This is a genomic window from Bradyrhizobium sp. DN3 (genome assembly GCF_041357655.1).
Taxonomy (GTDB): domain Bacteria; phylum Pseudomonadota; class Alphaproteobacteria; order Rhizobiales; family Xanthobacteraceae; genus Bradyrhizobium.
In genome coordinates, this window is the sequence record NZ_JAULLN010000024.1 from 97,632 (window position 1) to 122,122 (window position 24,491).

A 24,491-nucleotide genomic window follows, 5' to 3' on the forward strand; every position below is an offset into this window, starting at 1 on the left:
CGGGGTCTTGGGCATGGACTTGCGATCCACGCCAGGGAGAGGCTTGGTCTAGAGGGAAGCGCGAGCGACGCCGCGGGCCTTACTGGTAACCCTTCGGGAACGGATCCGGCTCGACGAGATCGGCGGTCTCGTAGATCAGCTCGAACTGGCCATCGAGCTTGGCGCGTCCCACCCGGGTCTTCGACCAGAGGTGATGGTTTTCGTGGATGCGCACGTAGCCTTCCGGCGCGCCCTTGAACTCGACGCCCGGCGAGGCCGCGGCGATCTTGTCGACGTCGAAGGAGCCGGCCTTCTCGACCGTCAACTTCCACAGCCACGGGCCGAGATAGGCAGCCTGGGTGACGTCTCCGATCACGGTCTTCTCGCCCCACGCCTTCTTGAACGCAGGCACGAACGCCTTGTTGTTCGGATTGTCGAGCGACTGGAAGTACTTCATGCAGGCGTAGGCGCCCGCAATGTTCTCGCCGCCGATGCCGTCGATCTCGTCCTCGGTCACCGAGATCGTCAGCAGCGGCTGCTTGGCGAGATCGATGCCGGCGGCCTTGAGCTGCTTGTAGAAGGCGACGTTCGAGCCGCCGACGACGTCGGTGAAGATCACGTCGGGCTTGGTGAGCTTGATCTTGTTGATGACCGAGTTGAACTGGGTGCTGCCGAGCGCATAGTACTCTTCGCCGACGACCTTGCCCTTTAGCACGTTCTCTACATGCTTGCGCGCGATCTTGTTCGAGGTGCGCGGCCAGATGTAGTCGGAGCCGATGAAGAAGAACGACTTCGCGCCCTTCTCCTTGGCGATCCAGTTTAGGCCGGCGAGAATCTGCTGGGTCGCCTCCTGGCCCGTGTAGATGACGTTCTTGGACTGCTCGAGGCCTTCGTAGAAGGTCGGGTAGTAGAGCATGCCGTTATACTGCTCGACGACCGGCAGCACCGCCTTGCGTGAGGCCGAGGTCCAGCAGCCCATGATGGCCGCGACCTTGTCGTTGACGAGCAGCTTCTTGGCCTTTTCGGCGAAGGTCGGCCAGTCCGAGGCGCCGTCCTCCTGGATGAACTTGATCTTGCGCCCGAGCACGCCGCCGGCGGCATTGATCTGCTCGATGGCGAGCTTCTCGGCTTCGATCGAGCCGGTCTCGGAGATGGCCATGGTGCCGGTCGCCGAGTGCAGGATGCCGACCGTCACCTCGCTGTCGGTGACCGCAAGACCCGTGGTGTTGACCGCCGAGGTCGCCGGAGCCTGCGCAAAAGATGCCCGTGGCAGCATCGTGATAACAGGCGCGGCCGCCATTCCCATCAACAGTTTACGCCGGAGCGGCGACAACAGCCCCTTGTTTGCTTCGTCTGACATGAGCACCCCACTTTTGTTCGAGGACACGCGTTGGTGTCGTGAGGATGGCTCGAATTTGTGCAGCTCAAGCATACGCAAGATCGCGTATACTGCACCGCAAAATGCCGACGTAGGCTTTTGGTACGGAAATTGCGAGGGGCTCCGGGTCCGTATCTGGAGTGGGGTAAAGCGTGGCAGGGCGGCAGCGAATAGACCGCGTCAGGCGCCAGTACAACCAATGGGTCGCCAACCAGACGCTGGAAGACTACGCGCTGCGCTTCACCGCGAAGAGCGCGCGCCGCTGGTCCGCCGCTCGCGTCGCCAACACGGCGCTCGGCGCGATCTCCTTTCTGGCGCTGGAAGCGATCGGCGGTACTATCACGCTGAACTACGGCGTCACCAACGCCAGCGCCGCGATCCTCTTCGTCTCCGCCATCATCTTCTTCTGCGGTGTGCCGATTGCCTATTACGCGGCCAAATGCGGCATCGACATTGACCTGCTCACACGCGGCGCCGGCTTCGGCTATATCGGCTCGACCGTCACCTCGCTGATCTACGCCTCTTTCACCTTCATCTTCTTCGCCATCGAAGCGGTGATTCTGGCCACCGCGCTTGAGATGTGCTTCGGCGTTCCGCGCCCGATCGGCTACCTCATCAGCGCGGTCGCGATCATCCCGCTCGTCACCTATGGCATCACCCTGATCAGCCGTTTCCAGCTCTGGACGCAGCCGATCTGGATCGTCCTGCATATCCTGCCCTTTGCCGCGATCGCCTGGGCCAATCCCTATTCGTTCGCGGAGTGGCGCAAGTTCGCCGGCGAGCACGGCGATGCGAACGGACATTTCGACCTGTTGCTGTTCGGCGTCGCATCTTCCGTGGTGTTTTCATTGGTGGCGCAGATTGGCGAGCAGGTCGACTTCCTCCGGTTTCTGCCGCGCGACCGCCGCACGTCGCGCACCTCATGGTGGATCGCCCTGCTGATCGCAGGTCCCGGCTGGATCATCTTCGGCGCGCTGAAATTGCTACTGGGCTCGTTTCTCGCCTTCTTTGCACTGAGCCACGGCCTCTCCAGCGAGCTGGCGGCCGAGCCAGCGCACATGTATCTCGAAGCATTCCGATACGTGCTGTCGCAGCCGGACATGGCGCTGGCGCTCACCGGCACGTTCGTGATCCTGTCGCAGATCAAGATCAACGTGACCAATGCCTATGCCGGCTCGATTGCCTGGTCGAACTTCTTCTCGCGATTGACGCACAGTCATCCCGGCCGCGTGGTGTGGCTGGTGTTCAATGTCATGGTGGCGCTGCTCTTGATGGAGATCGGCGTCTACAAGGCGCTGGAGCAGACGCTGGCGCTCTACTCGAACGTTGCGATCGCCTGGGTCGGCGCGCTGGTCGCCGATCTCGTCATCAACAAGCCGCTCGGCCTGCGCCCGCCGCAGATGGAGTTCAAGCGCGCCCATCTCTACGACATCAACCCGGTCGGCGTCGGCGCCATGACGATCGCGACCATCGTCTCGATCGCGGCATTCTATGGCCTGTTCGGCCCTGTCATGAAGGCGCTCGCGGCGTTCGTCGCATTGGCCGTCGCCTTCGTCACCGCGCCTGTCATCGCCTGGCTTACCGACGGAAAATACTACATCGCGCGTAAGCCCAAAAAGAGCTGGGCCAATATCGAGGCGATCCAGTGCTGTATCTGCGAGCACAGTTTCGAGCCGGAAGACACCACCTCCTGTCCGGCCTATGCCGGCCCGATCTGCTCGCTATGCTGCTCGCTCGATGCCCGCTGCCACGATCTCTGCAAGCCGCACGCGCGCGCTCAGGTGCAGTTCTCCGACGCGCTGAGCAGGATCTTGCCGCAGCCGATCTATCGGCGCATCAATTCGCAGTTCGGCCATTATATCGGCGTGTTCGTGGTCTCCGCGGGTCTGGTCGCGCTGGTGCTGGGGCTGATCTATCTCCAGACCTCGGCGACCGTATATGGCGAGAACATGCTCGTTTCCAACGTGCTCTGGAAGGTGTTCTTCTCGCTTAGCATCATCATCGGCGTCGTGGCCTGGCTGTTCGTGCTGGCACAGCAGAGCCGCCGGGCCGCGGAAGCTGAAACCAAACGGCAGACCGCGCTGCTGATCCAGGAGATCGACGCGCACAAGCGCACCGATGCCGAGCTCCAGCGCGCCAAGGAAGTCGCCGAATCCGCCAACCTCGCCAAGAGCCGCTATGTCGTCGGCCTGAGCCACGAATTGCGCTCGCCGCTGAACGCCATCAGCGGTTACGCCCAGCTCCTGGAGCAGGACGCAACGCTCGCGACCAAGCCGCGCGACCAGGTCCGTGTCGTCCGCCGCAGTGCCGATCACCTCTCCGGCCTGATCGACGGCATCCTGGATATCTCCAAGATCGAGGCGGGGCGGCTGTATTTGTCACGCGACGAGGTGCGCCTCAGCGAATTTCTCGACCAGCTCGTCGGCATGTTCCGCCTTCAAGCCGCCGCCAAGAGTATCGACTTCGTGTTCAGGAGGCCCGCCTCGCTGCCGCTCGTCGTCTATGCCGACGAGAAGCGGCTGCGCCAGGTGCTGATCAATTTGCTCTCCAATGCGATCAAGTTCACCCAGGTCGGCAGCGTGCAGTTCGTGGTGCACTATCGCAGCCCCGTCGCCGAGTTCGAGGTGATCGATACCGGTCCCGGCATCCGAAGCGACGATCTCGAGCGCATCTTCGCGCCCTTCGAGCGCGGTGCGCTCGGTGTCTCGCAGCCACAGACCGGAACTGGCCTGGGCCTCACCATCAGCCGGCTGCTCGCCGGCGTCATGGGCGGCGACATCAAGGTCATGAGCACGGTCGGCGCCGGCAGCACGTTCAAGGTCAAGATCCTGCTGTCGGAGGTGACCAATCCTCAGCGTATCGCGCCGGTAGAGGCGCCGGTCTCGGGCTATCGCGGCGCGCGCAAGACCATCCTCATCACCGACGACGACCCCGTGCATCGCGACCTCCTGCGCGAGGTGCTGACGCCGCTCGGCTTCATCCTGCTCAGCGCCCCCGACGGCCCGGGGTGCCTCGCGTTGGCGCAGCATTGCCGGCCTGATCTGTTCCTGCTCGACATCTCCATGCCGGCCATGGACGGCTGGGCCGTGGCCGAGGCCTTGCGTGCGAGCGGCCATCACCAAGCGCGTATCCTGATGGTGTCGGCGAGTGCGTTGGAGGCCCACGGCACGCCGCTGGCGCAGCCCTTCCACGATGGCTATCTGATGAAGCCGATCGACATCCCGCGGCTGCTGGAGACGATTCGCCAGCTCCTCAAGATCGAATGGCAATACGGCTCGGACGAGATCGCAGTACCGTTCTGGCGGCCCGAGAGCGGATCGAAGCCGCCGGTGCGGCACATCGAGGCGCTGATCGGGCTCGGCCAGATCGGCTACGTCAAGGGCATCCAATTGAAGCTGGACGAGATCGGCAGCGAGCATCCGGAGCATGCCGACTTCGTCGCGCAGATGCGGTCGCTGGTCGACCGCTTCGATCTCGACCAGTACATGGCCACATTGAAGACGTTGCATGCGCATGAACATTGATTCGAGGAAGCGCGACGTCGCGCTCGTTGTCGATGACTCTCCGGAGACGCTGCGGCTGCTGACCGATGCGCTCGACGGTGCCGGGATGACGGTGATGGTGGCGCTCGACGGCGCAGCCGCGATGCGCATCATCGACCAGATCACGCCCGACATCGTGCTGCTGGACGCCGTGATGCCCGGCATCGACGGCTTCGAGACCTGCCGCCGTCTCAAGCGCGATGCGGATCTGGCCAATGTCCCGGTCATCTTCATGACGGGGCTTGCCGAAACCGAGCACATCGTTCGCGGGCTCGAGGCCGGCGGCGTCGACTACGTGACCAAGCCGATCGTGATCGAGGAGATGCTGGCGCGCATCCGCGTCCATCTCGGCAATGCCCGGCTGACACAGAGCGCGCGCGCCGCACTCGACGTCTCCGGGCGCTTCCTGTTCGCGGTCAACCGGCAGGGCAACGTGCTCTGGGCAACGCCGCAGGCGCAAAGGCTGCTGTCCGACCACCACGGCCCGCAGGCCGACGACTTCGTCCTGCCGCCATCAATGCTGCAATGGCTGGATCAGGCCAGGAGCAAGGGCAGCTCGAAATCTCAGGCGGCCTCTTTGCCCGACAATCCGCAACTCCGGTTCTACTACATGGGCGAAACCGCGCCGAACGAGTTCCTGCTGCGGCTGTCCAAGGAGTCCGGCACCGCGCCGCCGCCCGAATTCACCAGCGAACTCGGCCTCACCACCCGTGAAGGCGAAGTGCTGGCCTGGCTCAGCAAGGGCAAGACCAACCGCGACATCGCGCAGATTTTGGGATTGAGCCCGCGCACGGTCGACAAGCATCTGGAGCAGATCTACGCCAAGCTCGGCGTGGAGAACCGGACGGCCGCGGCAGCGATTGCGACCAATGCGACGCGGCGGAATTCGTGAGCGTATCGCGGATGAGTTGAGGCGCCGCTTGCGCAATAAATGGTGTGGTCCTGGACAAGTGCAGCAAAGCGTAGCGCTGATCCAGGACCCATAACCACAGGGAAAAGTTTGACGAAGACTCATAGTTACCTGCTCGTGCCACAACACCTCCCTGGGGAAATAGGTCCTGGCTTTCGCCAGGACGACATCGAGTAAGTCGCAACGCCATTAACCCAACAACCAGTGTCGTCCCGGCACTAGGCCGGGACGACGGCGGAGTTTAGGGCGCGATCGCTGTCGTCCCTCACCTGCGCACTAACGACTCACCCATACACAAACGCCGCATCGTCCAGATCCGTCTTCGGGATATCGTCCTTCTCGGTCCAGTAATCCTGGCTGTGCTGCCATTCCGGCTTGTCGCCGCGCTTCGGCAGCAGGTCCATGTTGCGCATCATGTAGCCGGGGTTGAAGTTTTCCGGATCGATCCAGGGCAGGATCGGCATGTTGTGATCTTCGGGGCGCAAGCTCACTTCGACCTTCTTGGCGCCCTTGGCCTTCATATGACCGAGCAGCCGGCAGACGAAGTCGGCGACGAGGTCGACACGCAGGGTCCAGCTCGCGCGGAAATAGCCGAACACCCAGACCATGTTCGGCACGCCCGTGAACATCATGCCGCGATAGGTGACGGTGTCGCCGAAGGCGAGCGGCTTGCCGTCGATCTCGAAGGCGATGTCGCCGAGGGCGGCGAGATTGAAGCCGGTCGCGGTGACGATGATATCGGCCTCCAACAGCTTGCCGGATTTGAGCTGAATGCCGTTCTCGACGAAGCACTCGATCTCGTCGGTAACGACGGAGGCCTTGCCGCTCGCAATGCCTTTGAACAGATCGGCGTCCGGCACGAAGGCGATGCGCTGCCGCCACGGCCGGTAGGTTGGCGTGAAATGCGTCTCGACGTCGTAGTCGGGGCCGAGGACCGCGCTGATCTGACCGATCAGCTCCTTCTTGACCTGCTCGGGCTTGGACACGCAGAGCTTTGTGAACGCATCCTGTTCGAACAGGATCTTGCGCCGCACGATCTCATGGATCCAGGTTTCGTCAACCTGAAGCCGGCGCAGCTCTTCCGCGATCTCGATGGCGTTGCGGCCGAGGCGGAAATAGGTCGGCGAGCGCTGCAGCATGGTGACATGCGCGCAACTGTCCGCGATGTTCGGCACCAGCGTCGCCGCCGTCGCGCCCGAGCCGATCACAACTACCTTCTTGCCCGCGAGATCGATATCATCCGGCCAGGTCTGCGGATGGACGATGCGACCCTTGAAGCGGTCCATGCCCTTCCATTCCGGCGTATAGCCCTCCGAATGGCGGTAATAGCCCTGGCACATCCAGAGGAAGTTTGCGGTAAAGGTCTTTGCCTCGCCCGTATCGGTGGTCGTCGCCTCGATTGTCCAGAGATTCTGCTCGCTCGACCAGCTCGCGGAATTGATCTTGTGCTTGTAGCGGATGTGGCGGGCGATATCGTTGTCGTCGATCACCTCTTTCATGTAGGAGAGAATCTCCTCGGCGGTCGCGATGGGCGGGCCGACCCAGGGCTTGAAGCTGTAGCCGAAGGTGTGGAGGTCGCTGTCCGAGCGGATGCCGGGATAGCGATGCGTGTTCCAGGTGCCGCCGAACGTCGCCTGCGTTTCGAGGATGACGTAGCTCGTACCCGGCAGCTGCTGTTCGATATGATAGGCGCTGCCGATGCCGGAGATGCCGGCGCCGACGATCAGTACGTCGAAATGTTCGGAAGCTTGCTTGGTGGCGGTGTGACCGCGAACAGCGACATTCATTGTTGCTTATTGCCTTGCTTTGTTTTTGTGGCCGGCCTTGATCGGACGGCGCGTTTCCTCCGCGACAGGCAGTGTCGCCCGCCGCGCTTCCGCTTCAAGATGACATAGATCAGGTCGCGGTCAAATCACAGTGCCGCACCCCAGCTCCGTGCGGTCTGCAAGATCCAGTCCCGGTAGAGCGTGAGCGGCGTGACCCCGGTCAACCCGCCGCAACCGTCGGCCCCGTTTGGCCCTGTCGACCAGCTGACAACGCCGACGAGCACGGCACCATTCGGCTTGTCCTCGAACACAGGGCCGCCGGAATCGCCGGTACAAGCGCCGATTCCATCGCGAACACCGTTGGTTACGGGATCGACCAACCGGATCTGGAGCGTCCCGGGCTGGCCGGTGGCGACAAGCGCAGCGACACGCGTGATGCCGCCGCTCTTGCCATCGCCGCGAATCGTGACGCCGATGCCGGCGATGGTAAAACGGCTGCCGACGCGGATCGGAATATTCGGTGCACCGACTGGCACCGTCGATTTTCCCTTGGGTGGAATTTCCAGTTGCAACAGTGCCACGTCGGCGGTCGCCCGATGCGCCTGCATCGCCTGCATGTTGAAGTTCGGATGGATCGCGACGGTGCGGACGTTCAGCAATTGCGGCTGGCCGTCGGCGCCGCGATCGACGATCTTGTAGTCCGCACCGGGCTGCACGCAGTGAGCGACCGTCAGCACCAGCCTCGGTGCTATCAGGCTGCCGGTGCAAAAATTGCCGCGCGAGCCGACGATCGTGACAATGGCGCGCGCGACACCATCCGCCTGCGGCGTGCCGCCGCCGACGATCGCGTGAGCGGGCGTGGCGAGCAACAGAGCGGCCGTGGTGAATGTCGTAATTGTTTTCATGGGAACGTCTTGGCAGTCGGTTCGGTCAGGGGCGGAGTGTGCTTCAGGCTGGTCCTTGCCGATAGCGCGTGCTAGCCGTCTTGTCAGCCATCTTGGCACTGAATTGACGAGGGCGGGACCTTGACGATCGAAGCTGTGATCTTTGATTTTGGCGGCGTGTTGACGAGCTCGCCGTTCGAGGCGTTCGCCCGGTTCGAGACCGAACGCGGCCTGCCCATCGACATCATCCGGCGAACCAACGCCGCCAACCATCTGGAAAATGCCTGGGCCAGGTTCGAGCGCGCCGAGGTGGATATCGACGCATTCGATCATTTGTTCGCCGAGGAATCACGTGCACTTGGCGCGGAGGTGCGCGGCCGCGACGTGCTGCCGCTGCTCCAGGGCGATCTGCGTCCCGAGATGGTCGGGGCGTTGAAGCGCATCAAGGCGCAATTCAGAACCGGCTGCATCACCAACAATTTGCCGGCCAACGCCATCGGCAGCATGACGGGACGTTCCCTCTACATCGCCGAGGTGATGGTGCTGTTCGATCACGTCATCGAATCCGCCAAGATCGGCCTGCGCAAGCCCGATCCACGCATCTACAAGCTGATGGTTGAGACGCTGAAGGTCGATCCGAAGAATTGCGTCTATCTCGACGATCTCGGCGTCAATCTCAAACCCGCGCGCGAGATGGGCATGACCACGATCAAGGTGACGAGCGGAGCCCAGGCCATCGCCGAGCTCGAGGCCGCGACGGGGCTGAAGCTGAGCTAGCGCGTCATTCTCCGTCATTGCGAGCGCAGCCGTAGGGTGGGCAAAGCGAAAGCGTGCCCACCAAGCTCGCGCGGCGCGGAATGAAGATGGTGGACACGGCGCGATGCGCCTTTGCCCACCCTACGGGATAGAACTATTCCGCCGCGGCGGCGATCCGCTCGGGAAAGGCGGCCGCGAGCGATTCACGATCCGCCTTCAGCACGCCGCGCTCCGTGATCAGGCCAGTGACGAGACGCGCCGGTGTGACATCGAACGCATAATTCGCGACCGGCGAACCCTCCGGCACGATGCGGACCGTCTCCAGCCGGCCGTCGGCGGTGCGGCCGGTCATGTCGGTGACCTCCACGCCGCTGCGCTGCTCGATCGGGATGTCGCGGATGCCATCATGAACGGCGAAATCGATCGTCGGCGACGGCAGCGCAACGTAGAACGGCACACTATTGTCATGCGCGGCGAGCGCCTTCAGATAGGTGCCGATCTTGTTGCAGACATCGCCATTGGCGGCGACGCGGTCGGTGCCGACGATGGCGAGATCGACCATGCCGTGCTGCATCAGATGGCCGCCAGTATTGTCCGGGATCACCGTGTGCGGCACGCCGTGATGGCCCAGTTCCCAGGCGGTCAGCGAGGCGCCCTGGTTGCGCGGACGGGTCTCGTCGACCCAAACATGGACCTTGATGCCGCGCTCATGCGCGAGATAGATCGGCGCCGTCGCCGTGCCCCAGTCGACCGTCGCAAGCCAGCCGGCGTTGCAATGAGTCAGGACATTGACCACCTCGCCGGGCTTCTTTGCTGCAATCGCCTCGATCAGCTTCAGGCCATTGCCGGCGATGCCGCGGTTGATCTCGACGTCCTGTTCGACGATCTCGTCGGCACGCGCGTAGGCCGCCTCCGCCCGTTCGACCGGATCGATCGGCGCCAGTGCCGCGCGCATCTCGTCTAGCGCCCATTTCAGATTGATCGCGGTCGGCCGCGCCACGACGAGCGTCTCATAGGCACGCTTCAGGCCGGCGTCGGAGGCGTCCTCGCGCATCGCGAGCGCCATGCCATAAGCCGCGGTGGCGCCGATCAGCGGCGCGCCGCGCACCAGCATGTCGTGGATGGCGACTGCCGCGTCTTCGCATGACGTCAGCTTCGCAATGACGAACTCGTGGGGCAGCCTGCGCTGGTCGATCGCGCCGACCGACCAGCCGTCACGCTCACGCCAGATGCTGCGAAAATGCTTGCCGTCGACCTTCATGGCATTCTGCCTTTCGTCTCAACCACGCAGGATGCGCCCTGCCACCGCATCGAGCTTCTTCAAAAGCTCGGGATCACGCGCCTCGGGCGCCGTGATCAGCGCAGTGTCGAGCGCACGATCCGAACCGATTGGGCACGACTCGTGCTCGCGCGGAAAATCCCTCGCCAGCCGCGCCACCAGCGCTTTCGCCTTGTCGGCATTCGAGTTCAGCACACGGATGATATCCTGCACGGTGACCGCATCGTGGTCGGGATGCCAGCAATCGAAATCCGTCACCATCGCGACGGTGGCGTAACAGAGCTCCGCCTCACGCGCGAGCTTCGCCTCGGGCATGTTGGTCATGCCGATCACGGAGTAGCCCAGCGTCTTGTACGTCATGCTTTCCGCATAGGTAGAGAATTGCGGCCCTTCCATGCAGACATAGGTACCGGTCCGCGCGATTGCGATGCCCTCGGCCTCGGCGGCTGCGGCCAGGTGAATGCGCAGCCGCGGCGAGACCGGATGCGCCATCGACACATGCGCGACGCAACCCTTGCCGAAGAACGAGCTCTCGCGCTTGTGGGTGCGATCGACGAACTGATCGATGAGAACGAAGGTGCCGGGCGGCAGTTCCTCCCTAAAGGAACCGCAGGCCGACAGCGAGATCAGGTCGGTGACGCCGGCCCGCTTCAGAACGTCGATATTGGCGCGATAGTTGATGTCGGAGGGCGACAGCCGATGGCCCTTGTCGTGCCGCGGCAGGAACACGACCGGCAGGCCCGCCATGGTGCCGCGCCGCACGGGCGCGGACGGCTCTCCCCAGGGGCTCTTGATCACCTCTTCGCGCGCGCCCTCCAGGCCCGGCAGATCATAGATGCCGGAGCCGCCGATGATGCCCAATACCGCCTGCGTCATGCCTGCTCCATCCCGTCCGCCACGTGCGACATGGTTAAGCTATGCCAGTTTTGCAGCGGATTTGAAACGGGGGGTGGAGAGGGGATGGAGGGACTGTGAGGAGCGCGCCTCACACTCGAAGTCGTCCCGGCCTAGTGCGCAATTGCGCACGGGGGCCGGGACCCATAACCCCAGGGAGTAGTTTGGCTAAGACTCGTCGCTCGGTACAACGACCGTTCGCAACCGATAGATCACGCGGTATGGGTCCCGGCCTGCGCCGGGACGACGCTGTGAGATTGGCGCGTTTAACTAAGCCGCCGTTGCCGGCTGCAGCTGGGTCGCGACCATCCGCTCCAGCGTTTCGACGGACTGGAAGTTCTCCGGCGTGATCTCGGCTTGCGGGATGGTGAAGTCGAACTCGGCCTCGACGCCGAGCATCAGATTGACCATGTCCATCGAAGTCAGGCCAACGTCCACGAGCTTCGCCTGTGGCGTGATGTCCGCGGTGAGCGAGTTCTGTTCGAGGATGCCCTTCACCAGCTTGATGATGCGATCGCGCACGTCGGTATCGAAGGCCTGCATCGGCAAATTCCCATCTGTCTATCGGAGGCGGACCGGACTGCCGGCTACGATGGGCACGGCCAGTCGATCCCGCAATGGGCGCGAGGGTTACTTCGCTTTTCTTAGTAAACGATGACTCAGATTGACTAAAATTCAGACCTCTTCCAGATCACTAACGCGACCGCGGAAATTCCGGTGATGCAAACAACCGGACCTTAACTGTTCGTTCGGAATTGGGATTTGTTTACCCTCTATTTCATCGACGAATTTGAATTAAATCCGTAGCCTCGTCTTACAAGCAAAGATGGTCGGAGGATCGCTGGCGGCATCGCGAATGATGGCGGCGATCTCGAACGGCAAACCGGAGGCGGACGAGAATGAACGTGCGTGAAGCAGTCCTCACTGTCGACGAAACGCAGACGAGCTTTCTCGAGCAGGGTCCCTCCCTGATCGAGCGTGCCGCCCGGACCGCCGCTGCCGCAGCGGCCGATGCAGACGGGGTCGATCGCGACGCCCGCTTCCCCCACAAAGCTTTCGAGGTCGCGCGTGAGCAAAAGCTGCTCGGCGTCATGATCCCGGTCGAGTTCGGCGGCTTCGGCGCTTCGATCTATGACGTCACCGATGTCTGCTACACGCTCGGGCGCGCGTGCGCCTCCACTGCGATGATCTACGCAATGCACCAGACCAAGGTCGCCTGCGTCGTCAGGCACGGCCACGGCATCCCCTGGATGGAAACCATGATGCGCCGGGTCGCCCGCGATCAGTGGCTGCTCGCCTCCTCCACCACCGAAGGCCAGAACGGCGGCAACATCCGCGCCAGCGCCGCCGCCGTCGATCACGCCGGCGATACCGTGTCGCTGGTCCGCGACGCCACCGTGATCTCCTACGGCGCCGAGGCCGACGGCCTCGTCACCATCGCCCGCCGCGCCACTGACGCTGCTGCCTCGGACCAAGTGCTGCTGGCGCTCGCCAAGGACGATTATTCGCTGAAGCGGACGCTGGGCTGGGAAACGCTCGGCATGCGCGGTACCTGCTCGACCGGTTTCGAGCTGAAGGTCGATTGCCCCGCCGACCGCGTCTTCCCGGAATCCTACGACAAGATCCACGCCCAGACCATGACGCCGTTCGCGCATTTGTGCTGGTCGTCGGCTTGGGCCGGCATTGCCGCCGCCGCGGTGACCCGCGCGCAGGCCTTCATCCGCAAGGCGGCCCGCAGCTCCGGCGGACAAATGCCGCCGGCCGCGGCGCATTTCACCGCCGCCAAGATGTCGCTCGCCAAGCTGCGCGCGCTGATAGCAGCCAATATCGACGCTTTCGACCGCGCCGAGCATGACGAGCGCGCGCTCGGCTCGCTCGACTTCCAGTCCTCGATCACGCTTTTGAAGGTGCAGGCTTCCGAGCTCGCGGTCGAGACGGTGATGCATGCGATGCGCACCGCGGGTCTTTCCGGCTACCGCAACGACGGCGAATTCACGATGGGCCGCCACCTGCGCGACGTGCTGTCGTCGCCGATCATGATCAACAACGACCGTATCCTCGCCAACGCCGCGACATCGATGCTGATGAGCGGCGTGCCAATGAGCCTTCGTGACTAACGTGCCTTGGCGACTGAACCAACAAGAACAATTTTGAGATAGCAGGATATCGACCCATGAATATTGCCGTCCTCCCCAATTCGCCCGACACCGCACCGCAGATCATCGATCCGCTCGATCATCTCGCCGACAAGCTGTTCCACCGCATGGGCTCGGACGGGGTCTACGCTCGCACCGCGCTCTATGAAGGCATCGTCGAGAAGCTCGCCACGCTGATCACTGGCCATCGCGAGGCCGGAACCGAGGTGATGCGCTTTCCGCCGGTGATGAGCCGGGCTCAGCTGGAGAAGTCCGGCTACCTCAAGAGCTTTCCGAACCTGCTCGGCTGCGTCTGCGGCCTGCACGGCACCGAACGCGAGATCAACGCCGCGGTGAGCCGCTTCGATGCCGGTGGCGACTGGACCTCATCGCTCTCGCCGGCCGACCTCGTGCTGTCGCCGGCCGCCTGCTATCCCGTCTACCCGATCGCGGCGAGCCGCGGCCAATTGCCGAAGGGCGGTCTGCGCTTCGACGTCGCCGCCGACTGCTTCCGCCGCGAGCCGTCGAAGCATCTCGACCGGCTGCAATCGTTCCGGATGCGCGAATATGTCTGCATTGGCAGCCCCGATGACGTCGCCGATTTCCGCGAACGCTGGATGGTCCGCGCACAGGCGATCGCGCGCGACCTCGGTCTCACCTTCCGCGTCGACTATGCCAGCGATCCCTTCTTCGGCCGCGTCGGCCAGATGAAGGCGGTGAGCCAGAAACAGCAGCAGCTGAAGTTCGAGCTCCTGATCCCGCTGCGCTCCGAAGAGCAGCCGACCGCCTGCATGAGCTTCAACTATCACCGCGAGCATTTCGGCACGACCTGGGGCATTAGGGACGCCAATGGCGAGCCGGCCCACACCGGCTGCGTTGCCTTCGGCATGGACCGGCTCGCGGTCGCCATGTTCCACACCCACGGCACTGATACCGCCGCTTGGCCGGCCAAGGTGCGCGACGTCCTGGGCTTACAGCCGCATGTTGCGGCCGAGGCCCATGGCGAAGGCTGGCGCTAACGGAACTCACGAGGCCGATCATTTCCACGGGCAAGACGAGCGTGATCCACACCAAGGTCCGATGCCGCGAAATCACCGAGTCCGATGTCGAAGCCATCGCGGACCTGCTGACGCGCGGCTTCGTCGGCCGCTCGCGTGACTATTGGATCCAGGGCCTGCGCCGGCAGGCTTTCCGGACCGTGCCGGAGGGCTATCCGCGCTTCGGCTACATGCTCGAGGATGACGGCACGCCGGTCGGCGTGCTGCTGCTGATCTACACGGCGCGCAAAAACGGCGAAGAGACCGCCATCCAGTGCAATTTGTCGAGCTGGTATGTCGATCCCACCTATCGCAACTACGCGCCGCTGCTGACCAAGATTGCGCAGCGGCACAAGGACGTCACTTACCTCAACATCAGCCCGGCGCCGTGGACCTGGCCCATCATCGAGACGCAGGGCTTTCGTGATTACTGCCGCGGCATCTTCTTCTCGGTGCCCGCGCTGGCGCGCGCCCCGCGCTGGAGCAAGATCGAGGTGATCTCGCAGCACGCCAAGGCGATCGAAGGGCTTTCCGACACAGAGACCGAGCTCTTGACGCGTCATGCACGCTACAATTGCCTCAGCCTGGTCTGCCGCACGCCGCAGGGAACGTTCCCCTTCATCCTGCAACCGGTGCGCATCCGCCGCGGCTTCATCGCGCCGCCCGCGATGAAACTGATCTACTGCCGCAACATCGCCGAATATGCCGCCTGCGCCGGCCGGATCGGCCGGCTGCTGCTGCGGTTCGGCAAAATCTCGGTGGCCGTCGATTGCAACAGCCCGCTTCCCGGCCTCATCGGCCTCTACACAGAGCGCCGCGGCCGCAAATATTTCAAGGGCCCGCATCGGCCACAGCTTGCCGATCTCACCGATACGGAGCTCGTGCTGTACGGGCCGTAGCGCTAATCTATCCCGTATTATCGTCCCGGCCTAGTGCGCAATTGCGCACGGGGGGCCGGGACCCATACCGCGTGATCTATCGATAGGCGCCGGTGTTTGTACCAAACCTCTTCACTACCGATCTCCGCCAAGCTTCTCGCTGTGGTTATGGGTCCCGGCCTTCGCCGGGACGACGGGCAATGTTGGGCGCATTCCGGCCCCGAGATACACGCGTCTCCGCATCGCCAGTCACTCTCCGTAAACTACTGCGCTTAAGGGAATTTTCCGGCCTCTTCGCTACCCTCGGCAGCTGAATTACGTTGCGTTAAGTCTATTGCCCGCCGAGATCCGCGACTCCCATGACGTCGACCTGCGACAATGAGCATGGTGCACACCGCGAACAGGCCCCCGCGGCCCTGATCGCGCTCGGCCAGCTTGCGCTCGACCACATGGAGCAGGGCGTCTGCGTCTACGATGCCGACAACCGGATCGTGCTGGTCAATCAGCGCTATCTCACGCTGTTCGACATGTCGGCCGATATCGTGCGGGTGGGCACGAGCTATCGCGAGGTGCTTGCCCACAGCGCGACACGCGGAAACTTCCCCCAGGACGAGCTTGATGCGTTGTATTCGGCGCGGATTGCGCAAATCGCAGCGGGCAAACCGTTCCGCACCGAACAGCGGCTTGCAAGCGGCCTCGTCATGGCGCTCGAGTTGAAGCCTCTTCCCGGCGGCGGCTGGATGACGATCTGCGACGACGTCACTCGTCTCGCACGGCTCGAGGCGGAATTGCGCGTGCAGACGGAGCGCAGCCAGCACGCGCTCGCAAACATGTCGCACGGCCTCATCATGTACGATGCCGACAGCCGCGTCGTCGTCTGCAACGAACGTTTCCTGAAGCTCTACAACCTCGACCCCGAGATCATGAAGCCGGGCGTCACGCACAGCGCGGCCATCGACCACTGGCTTTCGCGCGGCAACCTGCCGGGCATGTCGGCCGATGAATTCCATGACACCAGGCTGGACGACGTGCGCGCCAGGAAGGCGAAAACCCTGCTGGTGATGCGCTATGACGGGCGGATGGTGCAGGCGGTCTCCCGCTTCCTGCCCGACGGCGGCTGGGTGACGGTGCACGAAGACGTCACCGAGCGGCTGCAATACGAGGAGACGCTGAGGAAGCAGAACTTCATCCTCGATGCAGCGCTGGAGAACATGGCGCACGGACTCGCCTTCTACGACAGCGACATGCGGCTCCGCGTCTGCAACACGAACTACCGCAAGATCTACCGGCTGTCGCCCGAGGAGACCCGGCCCGGCACGCATCTTTCCGAGCTGATCGAGCGTTCGATGGCGAACGGCGCGTTCGCTTCCGAATACAGCCCGCAGCAGCTCCTGGAAGCCGCCAGCGCGAGAATCGCGAACCGCGATTCCTCGTCGATGCGACGGCGCATGTCCAATGGCTCCGTGATCTCGGTGCGTTACTGCGCGCAGCCAGACGGCGGCTTCGCCGCCACCTACGAGGACATCACCGAACGCGAACGCGCGGTTGAGGAGCTGAGCGAGCAGTATCGACGTTTCGACGCCGCACTGAACAACATGAGCCAGGGGCTGTGCATGCTCGATTCGAGCCTGCGCATCATCGTCTGCAACCGCCGCTATATCGAGATGTACGGGCTGTCGCCCGAGATCGTGAAACCGGGCGTCTCGATGCGCGAGATCATGGAGCATAGCTGCGAACTGGGCATTCATCCGAACACCACAGGCGCGCGGCTCTATGCCGACTATGTCGAGAGGCTGCGCGAGGGCGAGCACACGCTGCACCGCCATTTGAACGATGGCCGCATCATCAAGCTCAATCACAAGCGGATGGAGCTTGGCGGCTGGGTCGTCACCTATGAGGACGTCACCGAGCGCCACAAGGCCCAGGCCCGCGTCGCGCACATGGCGCGCCACGATTCGCTGACCGACCTGCCCAACCGCACGCTGTTCCGCGAGAAGATGAGCGAGGGGCTGAACCAGGTCGCGATCGCCGGCGGCGCGATGGCCGTGCTGTGCTTCGACCTCGATAATTTTAAGACCGTCAACGATCGCCTCGGCCACGCCGCAGGCGATCGCCTGCTGCGCTGGGTTGCGGCGCGACTGAAGGAGAATGTCGGCGAGCATGATACCGTCGCGCGGCTCGGCGGCGACGAGTTTGCCGTACTCCAGCGCGGACCGCAGCCGCAAGCAGCTGAAAAGCTCGCTCGTCGCCTGGTCGAGATCATCGGCCATCCGCCGCCGCTGGAAAGTCAGTCGATCCATGTCGGCGTCTCCGTCGGCATCGCGATCGCGCCCGATCACGGGCTTGATGCCGACGAGCTGATGAAATGCGCCGACCTCGCCCTCTACCAGGCCAAGGCAAAGGGACGCGGCGCCTACCAGCTGTTCGAGCCCGAGATGGAAGAGGAGGCGCGCAGCCGGCACGCGCTGGAGCAGGATCTGCGCGGCGCGTTGGAGGCACGTGAATTCAATCTCGTGTTCCAGCCGCAGGTACGGCTCGACAGCTCCGAGCTCACCGGCTTCGAAGCGCTGTTGCGTTGGAAGCATCCCTCGCGCGGCTTCGTCTCGCCGGCCGAATTCATTCCGATCGCGGAAGAGACCGGGCTGATCGTCCCGATCGGCGAATGGGTGCTGCGCACCGCCTGTGCGACCGCCGTCTCCTGGCCCGAGGTCACCGTCGCGGTAAACCTGTCGCCGGTGCAGTTCCGCTCGCGCGGCCTGGTGGCGATGGTCACGAGCGCACTTGCGGAAGCCGGCCTGCCGCCACAACGGCTCGAGCTCGAAGTCACCGAGACGGCGCTGCTCGACGACAGCGAGGCGACGATCGAGATCCTGCACCAGCTCCGCGCACTCGGCGTGCGGGTCAGCCTCGACGATTTCGGCGTCGGCTATTCCTCGCTGAGCTATTTGCGCAAATTTCCGTTCGACCGCATCAAGATCGACCGCTCTTTCGTCGGCACGCTCGGCGAAAGCCCGGAAAGCGTAGCCATCGTCCGCACCATCGCCAGCCTCGGCTCCGTGCTCGGCGTCGAGACTACGGCGGAGGGTGTAGAGACCGCGGAGCAACTCGACTTCGTGCGCGAATGCGGCTGCACCGCCGTTCAGGGCTATTATTTCGGCAAGCCGTGCCCGGCGGCCGAGGTCGGCCGTACCATCGAGACGCTGAGCGCAGTCCGCCGCGTGGCGTAGCAGCTTTCCCCACTCAAATTCCGTATCTCGGCACGCTGCCAAACGACCAATTGTCGCATGGATGGTTTCCGGCGGAATTGCCGTCTCGCGCTGGCCTGGCACACGCGCAATGGCGCTTTTCTTCTCTCGTGATTTCGGAAACAATCGCCCCACAAGAACGAGAGACGGCGGCCCAAGCGAGGCCGCTGCGAGGGAGGCGTTTCGATGTCGCGATACGGGCTGAAGACGATTGCCTTGGCCGCCATACATGCGGTCATGGGTGCAGTGCTCTCCACTGCCGCCAGTGCGCAGGACTATCCGACCAAGCCGATCACGCTGATCGTGCCATGGCCGGCCGGCGGTTCGACCGACATCTCGATGCGCGCGATCGCCGACAGCGCTTCGAAGGTTCTGGGACAGCCCATCGTGATCGACAACAAGGCCGGTGGCGGCGGCACCGTGGGACCTGCGACCATGGCCGCGGGCGCGAAGCCGGACGGCTACACCATCTCGCAGATCCCGATCACCGTCTTCCGCCTGCCTCTGATGCAGGAGGTGTCGTGGGATCCGGCGAAGGATTTTACCTACGTCATCCATCTCACCGGCTATACCTTCGGCGTCACCACCAATGCGGAATCCCAGTTCAAGAGCTGGAAGGACGTGGTGGAGTTCGCCAAGGCGAACCCGGGCAAGGTGACCTACGCGACGCCGGGCACCGGCACCTCGCTGCATATCGGCATGGAGCAGATTGCCGCGATGTCCGGCATCAAGCTCACGCAGGTACCATTCAAAGGCGGCGCGGAAACCAACGCCGCGGTCCTGGGGCAGCATACGATGCTGCAGGCGGACTCCACGGGATGGCGGCCGCTGGTCGATGCCGGCAAGCTGCGGTTGTTGATGGTGTGGACCGGGGCCCGATCGCCGAATTACCCTGATGTACCGACGCTGAAGGAGCTCGGCTATCCCATGGTCTATGATTCCCCGTTTGGCATCGCCGGCCCGAAGGGAATGGATCCGAAAATCGTCGCCAAGCTGCACGATGCCTTCAAGAAGGCGGTCGAGGACCCCGCCGTTGTGGCAACGCTCGCCAAATACGACATGGTGCCGAACTACAAGAACACCGAGGACTACAAGAAGTTCGTCGTCGAGGTCACCGAGTCCGAGCGCAAGGTGATCGACACGCTCGGACTTGCGAAGAAGTAGAACTGACCCACCTCCGTGTCCCGGACGCGGTGCAGCGCCTCTTCAGCGGTGCACCGCAGAGCCGGGACCCACTCTTGCCACGCATCCATGGACCCCGGATCTGCAGCGCACCGCTTCGCGCTGCGCAGCGTCCGGGGAACGGCCGAGAGGGCGTCGATGACCAACCAAACCAACGTCAAACTCCGCCTCAGCAATTCCGAACTTTGGGGCGGGCTGATCGGGCTCGCGCTGGGGGGCTTCGTGATCTGGTCGGGGCTGAAGCTCAAGCTCGGCACCATCAATGATCCCGGCTCCGGCTACGTGCTGTTCTACACGGGCATCCTGATCTGCGTGTTCGCAACCTCCATCATCATCTCGGCCATCACCGAGGGCGGACCGACGCTGGTCTCGCGCTGGGAAAATGTGCGCTGGAGCAAGCCGCTTCTCGTCATCGCCTGCCTCACTGCATTCTCGTTCGCGTTGGAGCCGCTGGGATTCCTGTTGTCGTCGATCCCGTTGATGCTGCTGCTGTTGCGCCTGATCGATCCCGTGCGCTGGACGCTGGCGATTCCGATCGCGGTGCTGGTGCCATCAGGCATGTGGTGGGTGCTCAAGCGGCTGCTTTTGATCCAGCTGCCCTCGGGCCTGTTCGGGATCGGCTGATCGCATGGATACGCTTGCCAATGTCGCCCATGGGTTCGGCGTCGCGCTGACCGGGATCAACCTGCTCTATTGCTTCATCGGTGTCTTCATCGGCACGCTTGTCGGCGTGCTGCCGGGCATCGGGCCGATCTCGGCGATGTCGCTGCTGCTGCCGGTGACGCTGTCGGGCACGCCGGAATCCGGCATCATCATGATGGCCGGCATCTATTACGGCTCGATGTATGGCGGATCGACCACCTCGATCCTGGTCAACATCCCCGGCGAAGCGGCCTCCGTCGTCACCTGCATCGACGGCCACCAGATGGCGAAGCAGGGCCGCGCCGGCCCCGCGCTCGGCATCTCCGCGTTCGGCTCCTTCATCGCCGGCACCTTTGCGCTGGTCGCGCTGATGCTGGTGGCGCCGAGGCTTGCCAGCATCGCCATCGCGTTCGGCCCGGCCGAGTATTTCAGCCTGATGGTGCTCGGCCTCGTCGTGCTCACCTTCCTCACGCAGGGCTCGATGCCGAAGGCGCTTCTGATGGCCTGCATCGGCGTCGTGCTCGGCCTGATCGGCCTCGACAGCATCACCGCGCAGCCGCGCCTCACCTTCGGCCGCATGGAGCTGATCGACGGCATCGGCCTCGTGCCCGTCGTGATGGGCCTGTTCGGCGTCGCCGAGGTGCTGCTCAACACCGAGCAGGCGATCAAGCGCGACATCATCAACGCGAAGATAACGCAGCTCTTGCCCAACAAGACCGACTGGCAGGCGAGCGCCGGCCCGGTGGCGCGCGGCACCCTGCTCGGCTTTCTGCTCGGCATCCTGCCGGGCGGCGGTGCCGTGGTGGCCTCGTTCGCGTCCTATGCGCTGGAGAAGCGGCTGTCGAAAACGCCGGAGCGGTTCGGCCGCGGCGCGATCGAGGGCGTCGCGGGCCCCGAATCCGCCAACAACGCGGCGGCCGGCGGCGCGTTCATTCCGCTGATGACCTTGGGCATCCCGCCGAACGTGGTGATGGCGCTGCTGCTTGGCGCCTTCGTCATTCACGGCCTGCAGCCGGGACCGCTGCTGATCACGCAGAATCCCGGCCTGTTCTGGGGCATCGTCGCCAGCATGTATATCGGCAATGTCATGCTGCTGATCCTCAATCTGCCGATGATCGGCATGTGGGTGCAGCTCTTGAAGCTGCCCTACAACATCCTGTTCCCGCTGATCATCCTGTTCACGATCCTGGGCGTCTATTGCTCGAGCAACAATGTGTTCGACGTCTACGTCATGATCGCGTTCGGGATCATCGGCTATTTCATGCGCAAGCTCGGCTATGAGCCGGCGCCGCTGGTACTCGCCTTCGTGCTCGGACCGATGCTGGAGAACAATCTGCGCAAGTCGCTGATCCTGTCGCAGGGCGATCTCTGGACTTTCGTGCAGCGGCCGATCTCGGCGGCCTGCCTTGCACTCGCAACGGTGCTGCTGATCGCGCCGCTGTTGCCCGCGCTGCGCAAGAAGCGCGAGCTGGTGGCATTGGACGAAGGGGCATGAGAGATTTCGTAGCCGCTGCACGAGCTCTTCCTTCTCCCCTTGTGGGAGAAGGTGGCGCAAAGCGCCGGATGAGGGGTTGTCTCCTCAAACTCAATCGCAAGAAATCGACTCGCGGAGGGAGACCCCTCACCCGTCTCGCCGCTACGCGGCGAGCCACCCTCTCCCGCAAGGGGAGAGGGGAAGCGAGTGCGCAAGCTTGGCGAGCGAATAGCTCCTACCCCGCCGCGGGCAGTGCGCTATCTGCCGCCACGCCCCACGGCCGCTCGGCAGACGCCAGCCCGATCAAACGGCCCTGGATGTAGTCGCAACCCCAATCGCGCAGCATGCTTGCAGCCTCTTCGTCCTGCACCCATTCCGCGACCGTCTTGATGTCGAGGCGTCGGGCGAGATCGATCAAGGTGTGCACGAAGGCGCGGTCGTCGGCGGACCGCGTGACGTTCTGGACGAAGGCGCCGTCGATCTTGACGATGTCGACGCCGAGCTTGCGCAGGTTCCTGAAGGAGGTGTAGCCGGCGCCGAAATCGTCGATGGCAATGCGGCTGCCGAAATTCTTCAGCCGCGTGACAAAGCCGCGGACGTCGTCGATGTCCTGGATCGCGACCGTTTCGGTGATCTCGACGATCAGCCGCTCGGCGACGCCGGGATGGGCCAGCATCAGCGATTCGATCCCCGCCCACCAGTCCGGATCCATGGTCGTATCAGGCGAGATGTTGAGGCTGAGGCAGATGTCGGGCGCGGCCGCAAGCTCGGCGACCACGAGCTCGAGCACGCGATGATCGACCAGGCGAATCAGGCCGAGCCGTTCGGCGACCGGCACGATGTCGGGTGCGAGCAGCACCTGGCCATCGCCCTGATCCATCCGCACCAGGCACTCGTGGAAGGCGCGTTCGCGCGAGGCGGCCGAGACCACCGGCTCATAGGCGAGCTTGATGCGGCGCTCGTTCAGCGCGGTGACGATCTCGTCGGTGACGCGGATATTGACGCGGCGCTGCGCGTCGCGCGCGGCATCCGGGCGCCATGTCGCGAACGAGCCGGCGCGGCGGCTTTTGGCGGCATCCAGCGTCTCATGGGCGCGGTTGACCGCCTCATCGGTGTTGCGGGCATAGCGTGGCACGCTGACCGCGCCGATCGACGCGGTGACCGAGACCGGGCCTGATTTCGTCGGCACCACCTCGTCGCGGATGCCGGCGAGGAAGCGCTCGGCGGCAACGTTCATGTCGTCGACGGTGCAGTTCTTCAGGATCAGGCCGAACTTGTTGCCGGAGAAGCGGCCGAGCACGTCGCCGCCGCGCAAGCGCGCGCGAATGCGCTTGGCGACGTCGAGGATCACCGCGTCGGCGACGTCGAAGCCGAAGGCGTCGTTGACGCGGGCGAGATGATCGATGCCGACCAGCATGAAGGCTGCGGTCGAGCGGAAGCGGGTCGACTCCTCGATCGCCTCGGCCAGCGACGCGATCAGATGGGAGCGGTTAAGCTCGCCGGTCAAGGGATCGAGCCGGGCCAGCTTCCTCAATTCCTCGTCGCGGGCATGACGCTCATTGTTGATGCGGACGGAGCCGATCGCGCGCGTGGGGCGGCCGTCGGGACCGGCAAACCAGCGGCCGGTCTCCTCGATCCAGACCACGGGATCGGAGGCGCTCATGCGCACGCCGTACTCGACCCGGTAAGGTGTGCCGTCGGCACCGTGCACGGCGGAGGTCTGTGCCAGCGCAGCGGTCCGCAGCGATTGCGCCGGCTCGATCAGCTTGGCGAATTCGGCCCCGGTGGCGAGCCGCTCGGCGGGAATGCCCGGGAAGACGGCGCTGACCTGCTCACCCCAGACGATGACGTCGCTGGCGATGTCCCAGGCGAACACGGCCTGGCCGAGCGCGGCCAGGATGTCGGAGGCTTGCGGCAATGCTGGGGTCAAAATCGCCTCGTTTCGGGACAGTGGGAAAGTCCTGAGCCGGCACAGAATAAAGCCAGATTCGCGCTCGACCCTAGGCAAAGTTGATAAACAATTTGGAAACCACGTTTGCCGACCCCGGGGAACCAATCGGGCCCGGCCGGCATAGGGCTTGCGAGTACATGACACGCACCGGCGCCAGCGTCCCGAAACGCGACAATCCGGCCGGATCAACGGTGATTGCGATGTTGAGTACTGATCGATCGGACGCGGCGGACAACGGCACAGGCACGGCCCTCGTGCCGGTGATGCCGACGTTGCAGTGGGTCCACAAGGCGCCGCTGCCGCGCCCCGATCCCAGCTTCGTCACCCAGCTGATCGCCAATGCCGAGCACATGCCCCAGACCAGCCGGCTCCGCCGCGCCTCGTCCGAAGATGCGCAGATGGCCTATGGCAGCAAGCGGCCGCTGCAAAGCGTCAGCGCGCGGACACGACAGGTGGCTTGAGATTGATTTGAAGTGAGACGGCGCTTCTTACCTCTCCCCGCTTGCGGGGAGCAACTGTGTTGAAGTAGCCCGGCGATCGGCCGGCCTCAAGGCTGGCG

General features: G+C 63.9%; 18 protein-coding genes. 11 read left to right on the forward strand and 7 right to left on the reverse strand.

The features are described from left to right. Positions 1-79 precede the first annotated feature (79 nt). Complete coding sequence (gene urtA, locus AAE027_RS30035; RefSeq protein ID WP_370990705.1) at positions 80-1,339, reverse strand: urea ABC transporter substrate-binding protein; 1,260 nt, start codon at positions 1,337-1,339, stop codon at positions 80-82. Between the two features lie 170 nt (positions 1,340-1,509). Here urtA and AAE027_RS30040 point away from each other — a divergent pair, with 170 nt between their 5' ends. Further along, a complete protein-coding gene (locus AAE027_RS30040) occupies positions 1,510-4,881 on the forward strand; it encodes a hybrid sensor histidine kinase/response regulator (RefSeq protein ID WP_370990706.1) in 3,372 nt (1,123 codons plus the stop codon). Continuing rightward, positions 4,871-5,791: a response regulator gene (locus tag AAE027_RS30045; protein WP_370990723.1), complete on the forward strand. Its 921-nt coding sequence runs from the start codon at positions 4,871-4,873 to the stop codon at positions 5,789-5,791. Before AAE027_RS30040 ends, AAE027_RS30045 begins: the two co-directional genes overlap by 11 nt. 302 nt (positions 5,792-6,093) lie before the next feature. Here AAE027_RS30045 and AAE027_RS30050 read toward each other — a convergent pair whose 3' ends face one another. After that, positions 6,094-7,596, reverse strand: a complete 1,503-nt coding sequence (locus tag AAE027_RS30050; RefSeq protein WP_370990707.1) for a flavin-containing monooxygenase — start codon at positions 7,594-7,596, stop codon at positions 6,094-6,096. A gap of 125 nt (positions 7,597-7,721) precedes the next feature. Continuing rightward, positions 7,722-8,480 carry a S1 family peptidase gene (locus tag AAE027_RS30055; protein WP_370990708.1) on the reverse strand — a complete coding sequence of 253 codons (759 nt, stop codon included), beginning with the start codon at positions 8,478-8,480 and terminating at the stop codon, positions 7,722-7,724. A 120-nt stretch (positions 8,481-8,600) separates the two neighbouring features. Between AAE027_RS30055 and AAE027_RS30060 the strand changes: the two genes are divergently transcribed. Beyond that, positions 8,601-9,236, forward strand: coding sequence for an HAD-IA family hydrolase (locus AAE027_RS30060; protein ID WP_370990709.1), 636 nt, complete (start codon positions 8,601-8,603; stop codon positions 9,234-9,236). Positions 9,237-9,369: 133 nt separating this feature from the next. Here AAE027_RS30060 and mtnA read toward each other — a convergent pair whose 3' ends face one another. The 3 genes from mtnA to AAE027_RS30075 form a co-directional block, all read right to left on the reverse strand. Then, on the reverse strand, positions 9,370-10,476 hold the full coding sequence (mtnA, locus tag AAE027_RS30065; RefSeq protein WP_370990710.1) for an S-methyl-5-thioribose-1-phosphate isomerase: 1,107 nt from the start codon (positions 10,474-10,476) through the stop codon (positions 9,370-9,372). A gap of 18 nt (positions 10,477-10,494) precedes the next feature. Then, the gene (locus tag AAE027_RS30070; RefSeq protein ID WP_370990711.1) at positions 10,495-11,370 is read right to left on the reverse strand and encodes an S-methyl-5'-thioadenosine phosphorylase; all 876 of its coding nucleotides are present in this window, start codon (positions 11,368-11,370) and stop codon (positions 10,495-10,497) included. A 288-nt stretch (positions 11,371-11,658) separates the two neighbouring features. Then, complete coding sequence (locus tag AAE027_RS30075) at positions 11,659-11,931, reverse strand: phosphopantetheine-binding protein (protein WP_370990712.1); 273 nt, start codon at positions 11,929-11,931, stop codon at positions 11,659-11,661. Positions 11,932-12,287: 356 nt separating this feature from the next. On the opposite strand from AAE027_RS30075, the gene AAE027_RS30080 reads away from it, so the two are divergent. From AAE027_RS30080 to AAE027_RS30110, 7 genes are all read left to right on the forward strand, one after another. After that, a complete protein-coding gene (locus AAE027_RS30080) occupies positions 12,288-13,505 on the forward strand; it encodes an acyl-CoA dehydrogenase family protein (protein WP_370990713.1) in 1,218 nt (405 codons plus the stop codon). Between the two features lie 56 nt (positions 13,506-13,561). Next, complete coding sequence (locus AAE027_RS30085; protein ID WP_370990714.1) at positions 13,562-14,542, forward strand: amino acid--[acyl-carrier-protein] ligase; 981 nt, start codon at positions 13,562-13,564, stop codon at positions 14,540-14,542. Between the two features lie 41 nt (positions 14,543-14,583). After that, positions 14,584-15,459: an acyl-CoA acyltransferase gene (locus AAE027_RS30090; RefSeq protein WP_370990715.1), complete on the forward strand. Its 876-nt coding sequence runs from the start codon at positions 14,584-14,586 to the stop codon at positions 15,457-15,459. Positions 15,460-15,797: 338 nt separating this feature from the next. Continuing rightward, positions 15,798-18,665, forward strand: coding sequence for a PAS-domain containing protein (locus tag AAE027_RS30095; protein ID WP_370990716.1), 2,868 nt, complete (start codon positions 15,798-15,800; stop codon positions 18,663-18,665). A gap of 204 nt (positions 18,666-18,869) precedes the next feature. After that, positions 18,870-19,847, forward strand: a complete 978-nt coding sequence (locus AAE027_RS30100; protein WP_370990717.1) for a tripartite tricarboxylate transporter substrate binding protein — start codon at positions 18,870-18,872, stop codon at positions 19,845-19,847. Between the two features lie 156 nt (positions 19,848-20,003). Next, on the forward strand, positions 20,004-20,489 hold the full coding sequence (locus AAE027_RS30105) for a tripartite tricarboxylate transporter TctB family protein (RefSeq protein WP_370990718.1): 486 nt from the start codon (positions 20,004-20,006) through the stop codon (positions 20,487-20,489). Between the two features lie 4 nt (positions 20,490-20,493). Then, positions 20,494-22,002: a tripartite tricarboxylate transporter permease gene (locus AAE027_RS30110; protein WP_370990719.1), complete on the forward strand. Its 1,509-nt coding sequence runs from the start codon at positions 20,494-20,496 to the stop codon at positions 22,000-22,002. Positions 22,003-22,216: 214 nt separating this feature from the next. Here AAE027_RS30110 and AAE027_RS30115 read toward each other — a convergent pair whose 3' ends face one another. After that, on the reverse strand, positions 22,217-23,911 hold the full coding sequence (locus AAE027_RS30115; RefSeq protein ID WP_370990720.1) for an EAL domain-containing protein: 1,695 nt from the start codon (positions 23,909-23,911) through the stop codon (positions 22,217-22,219). 221 nt (positions 23,912-24,132) lie between these two features. Between AAE027_RS30115 and AAE027_RS30120 the strand changes: the two genes are divergently transcribed. Further along, on the forward strand, positions 24,133-24,393 hold the full coding sequence (locus AAE027_RS30120; protein ID WP_370990724.1) for a hypothetical protein: 261 nt from the start codon (positions 24,133-24,135) through the stop codon (positions 24,391-24,393). Positions 24,394-24,491 lie beyond the last annotated feature (98 nt).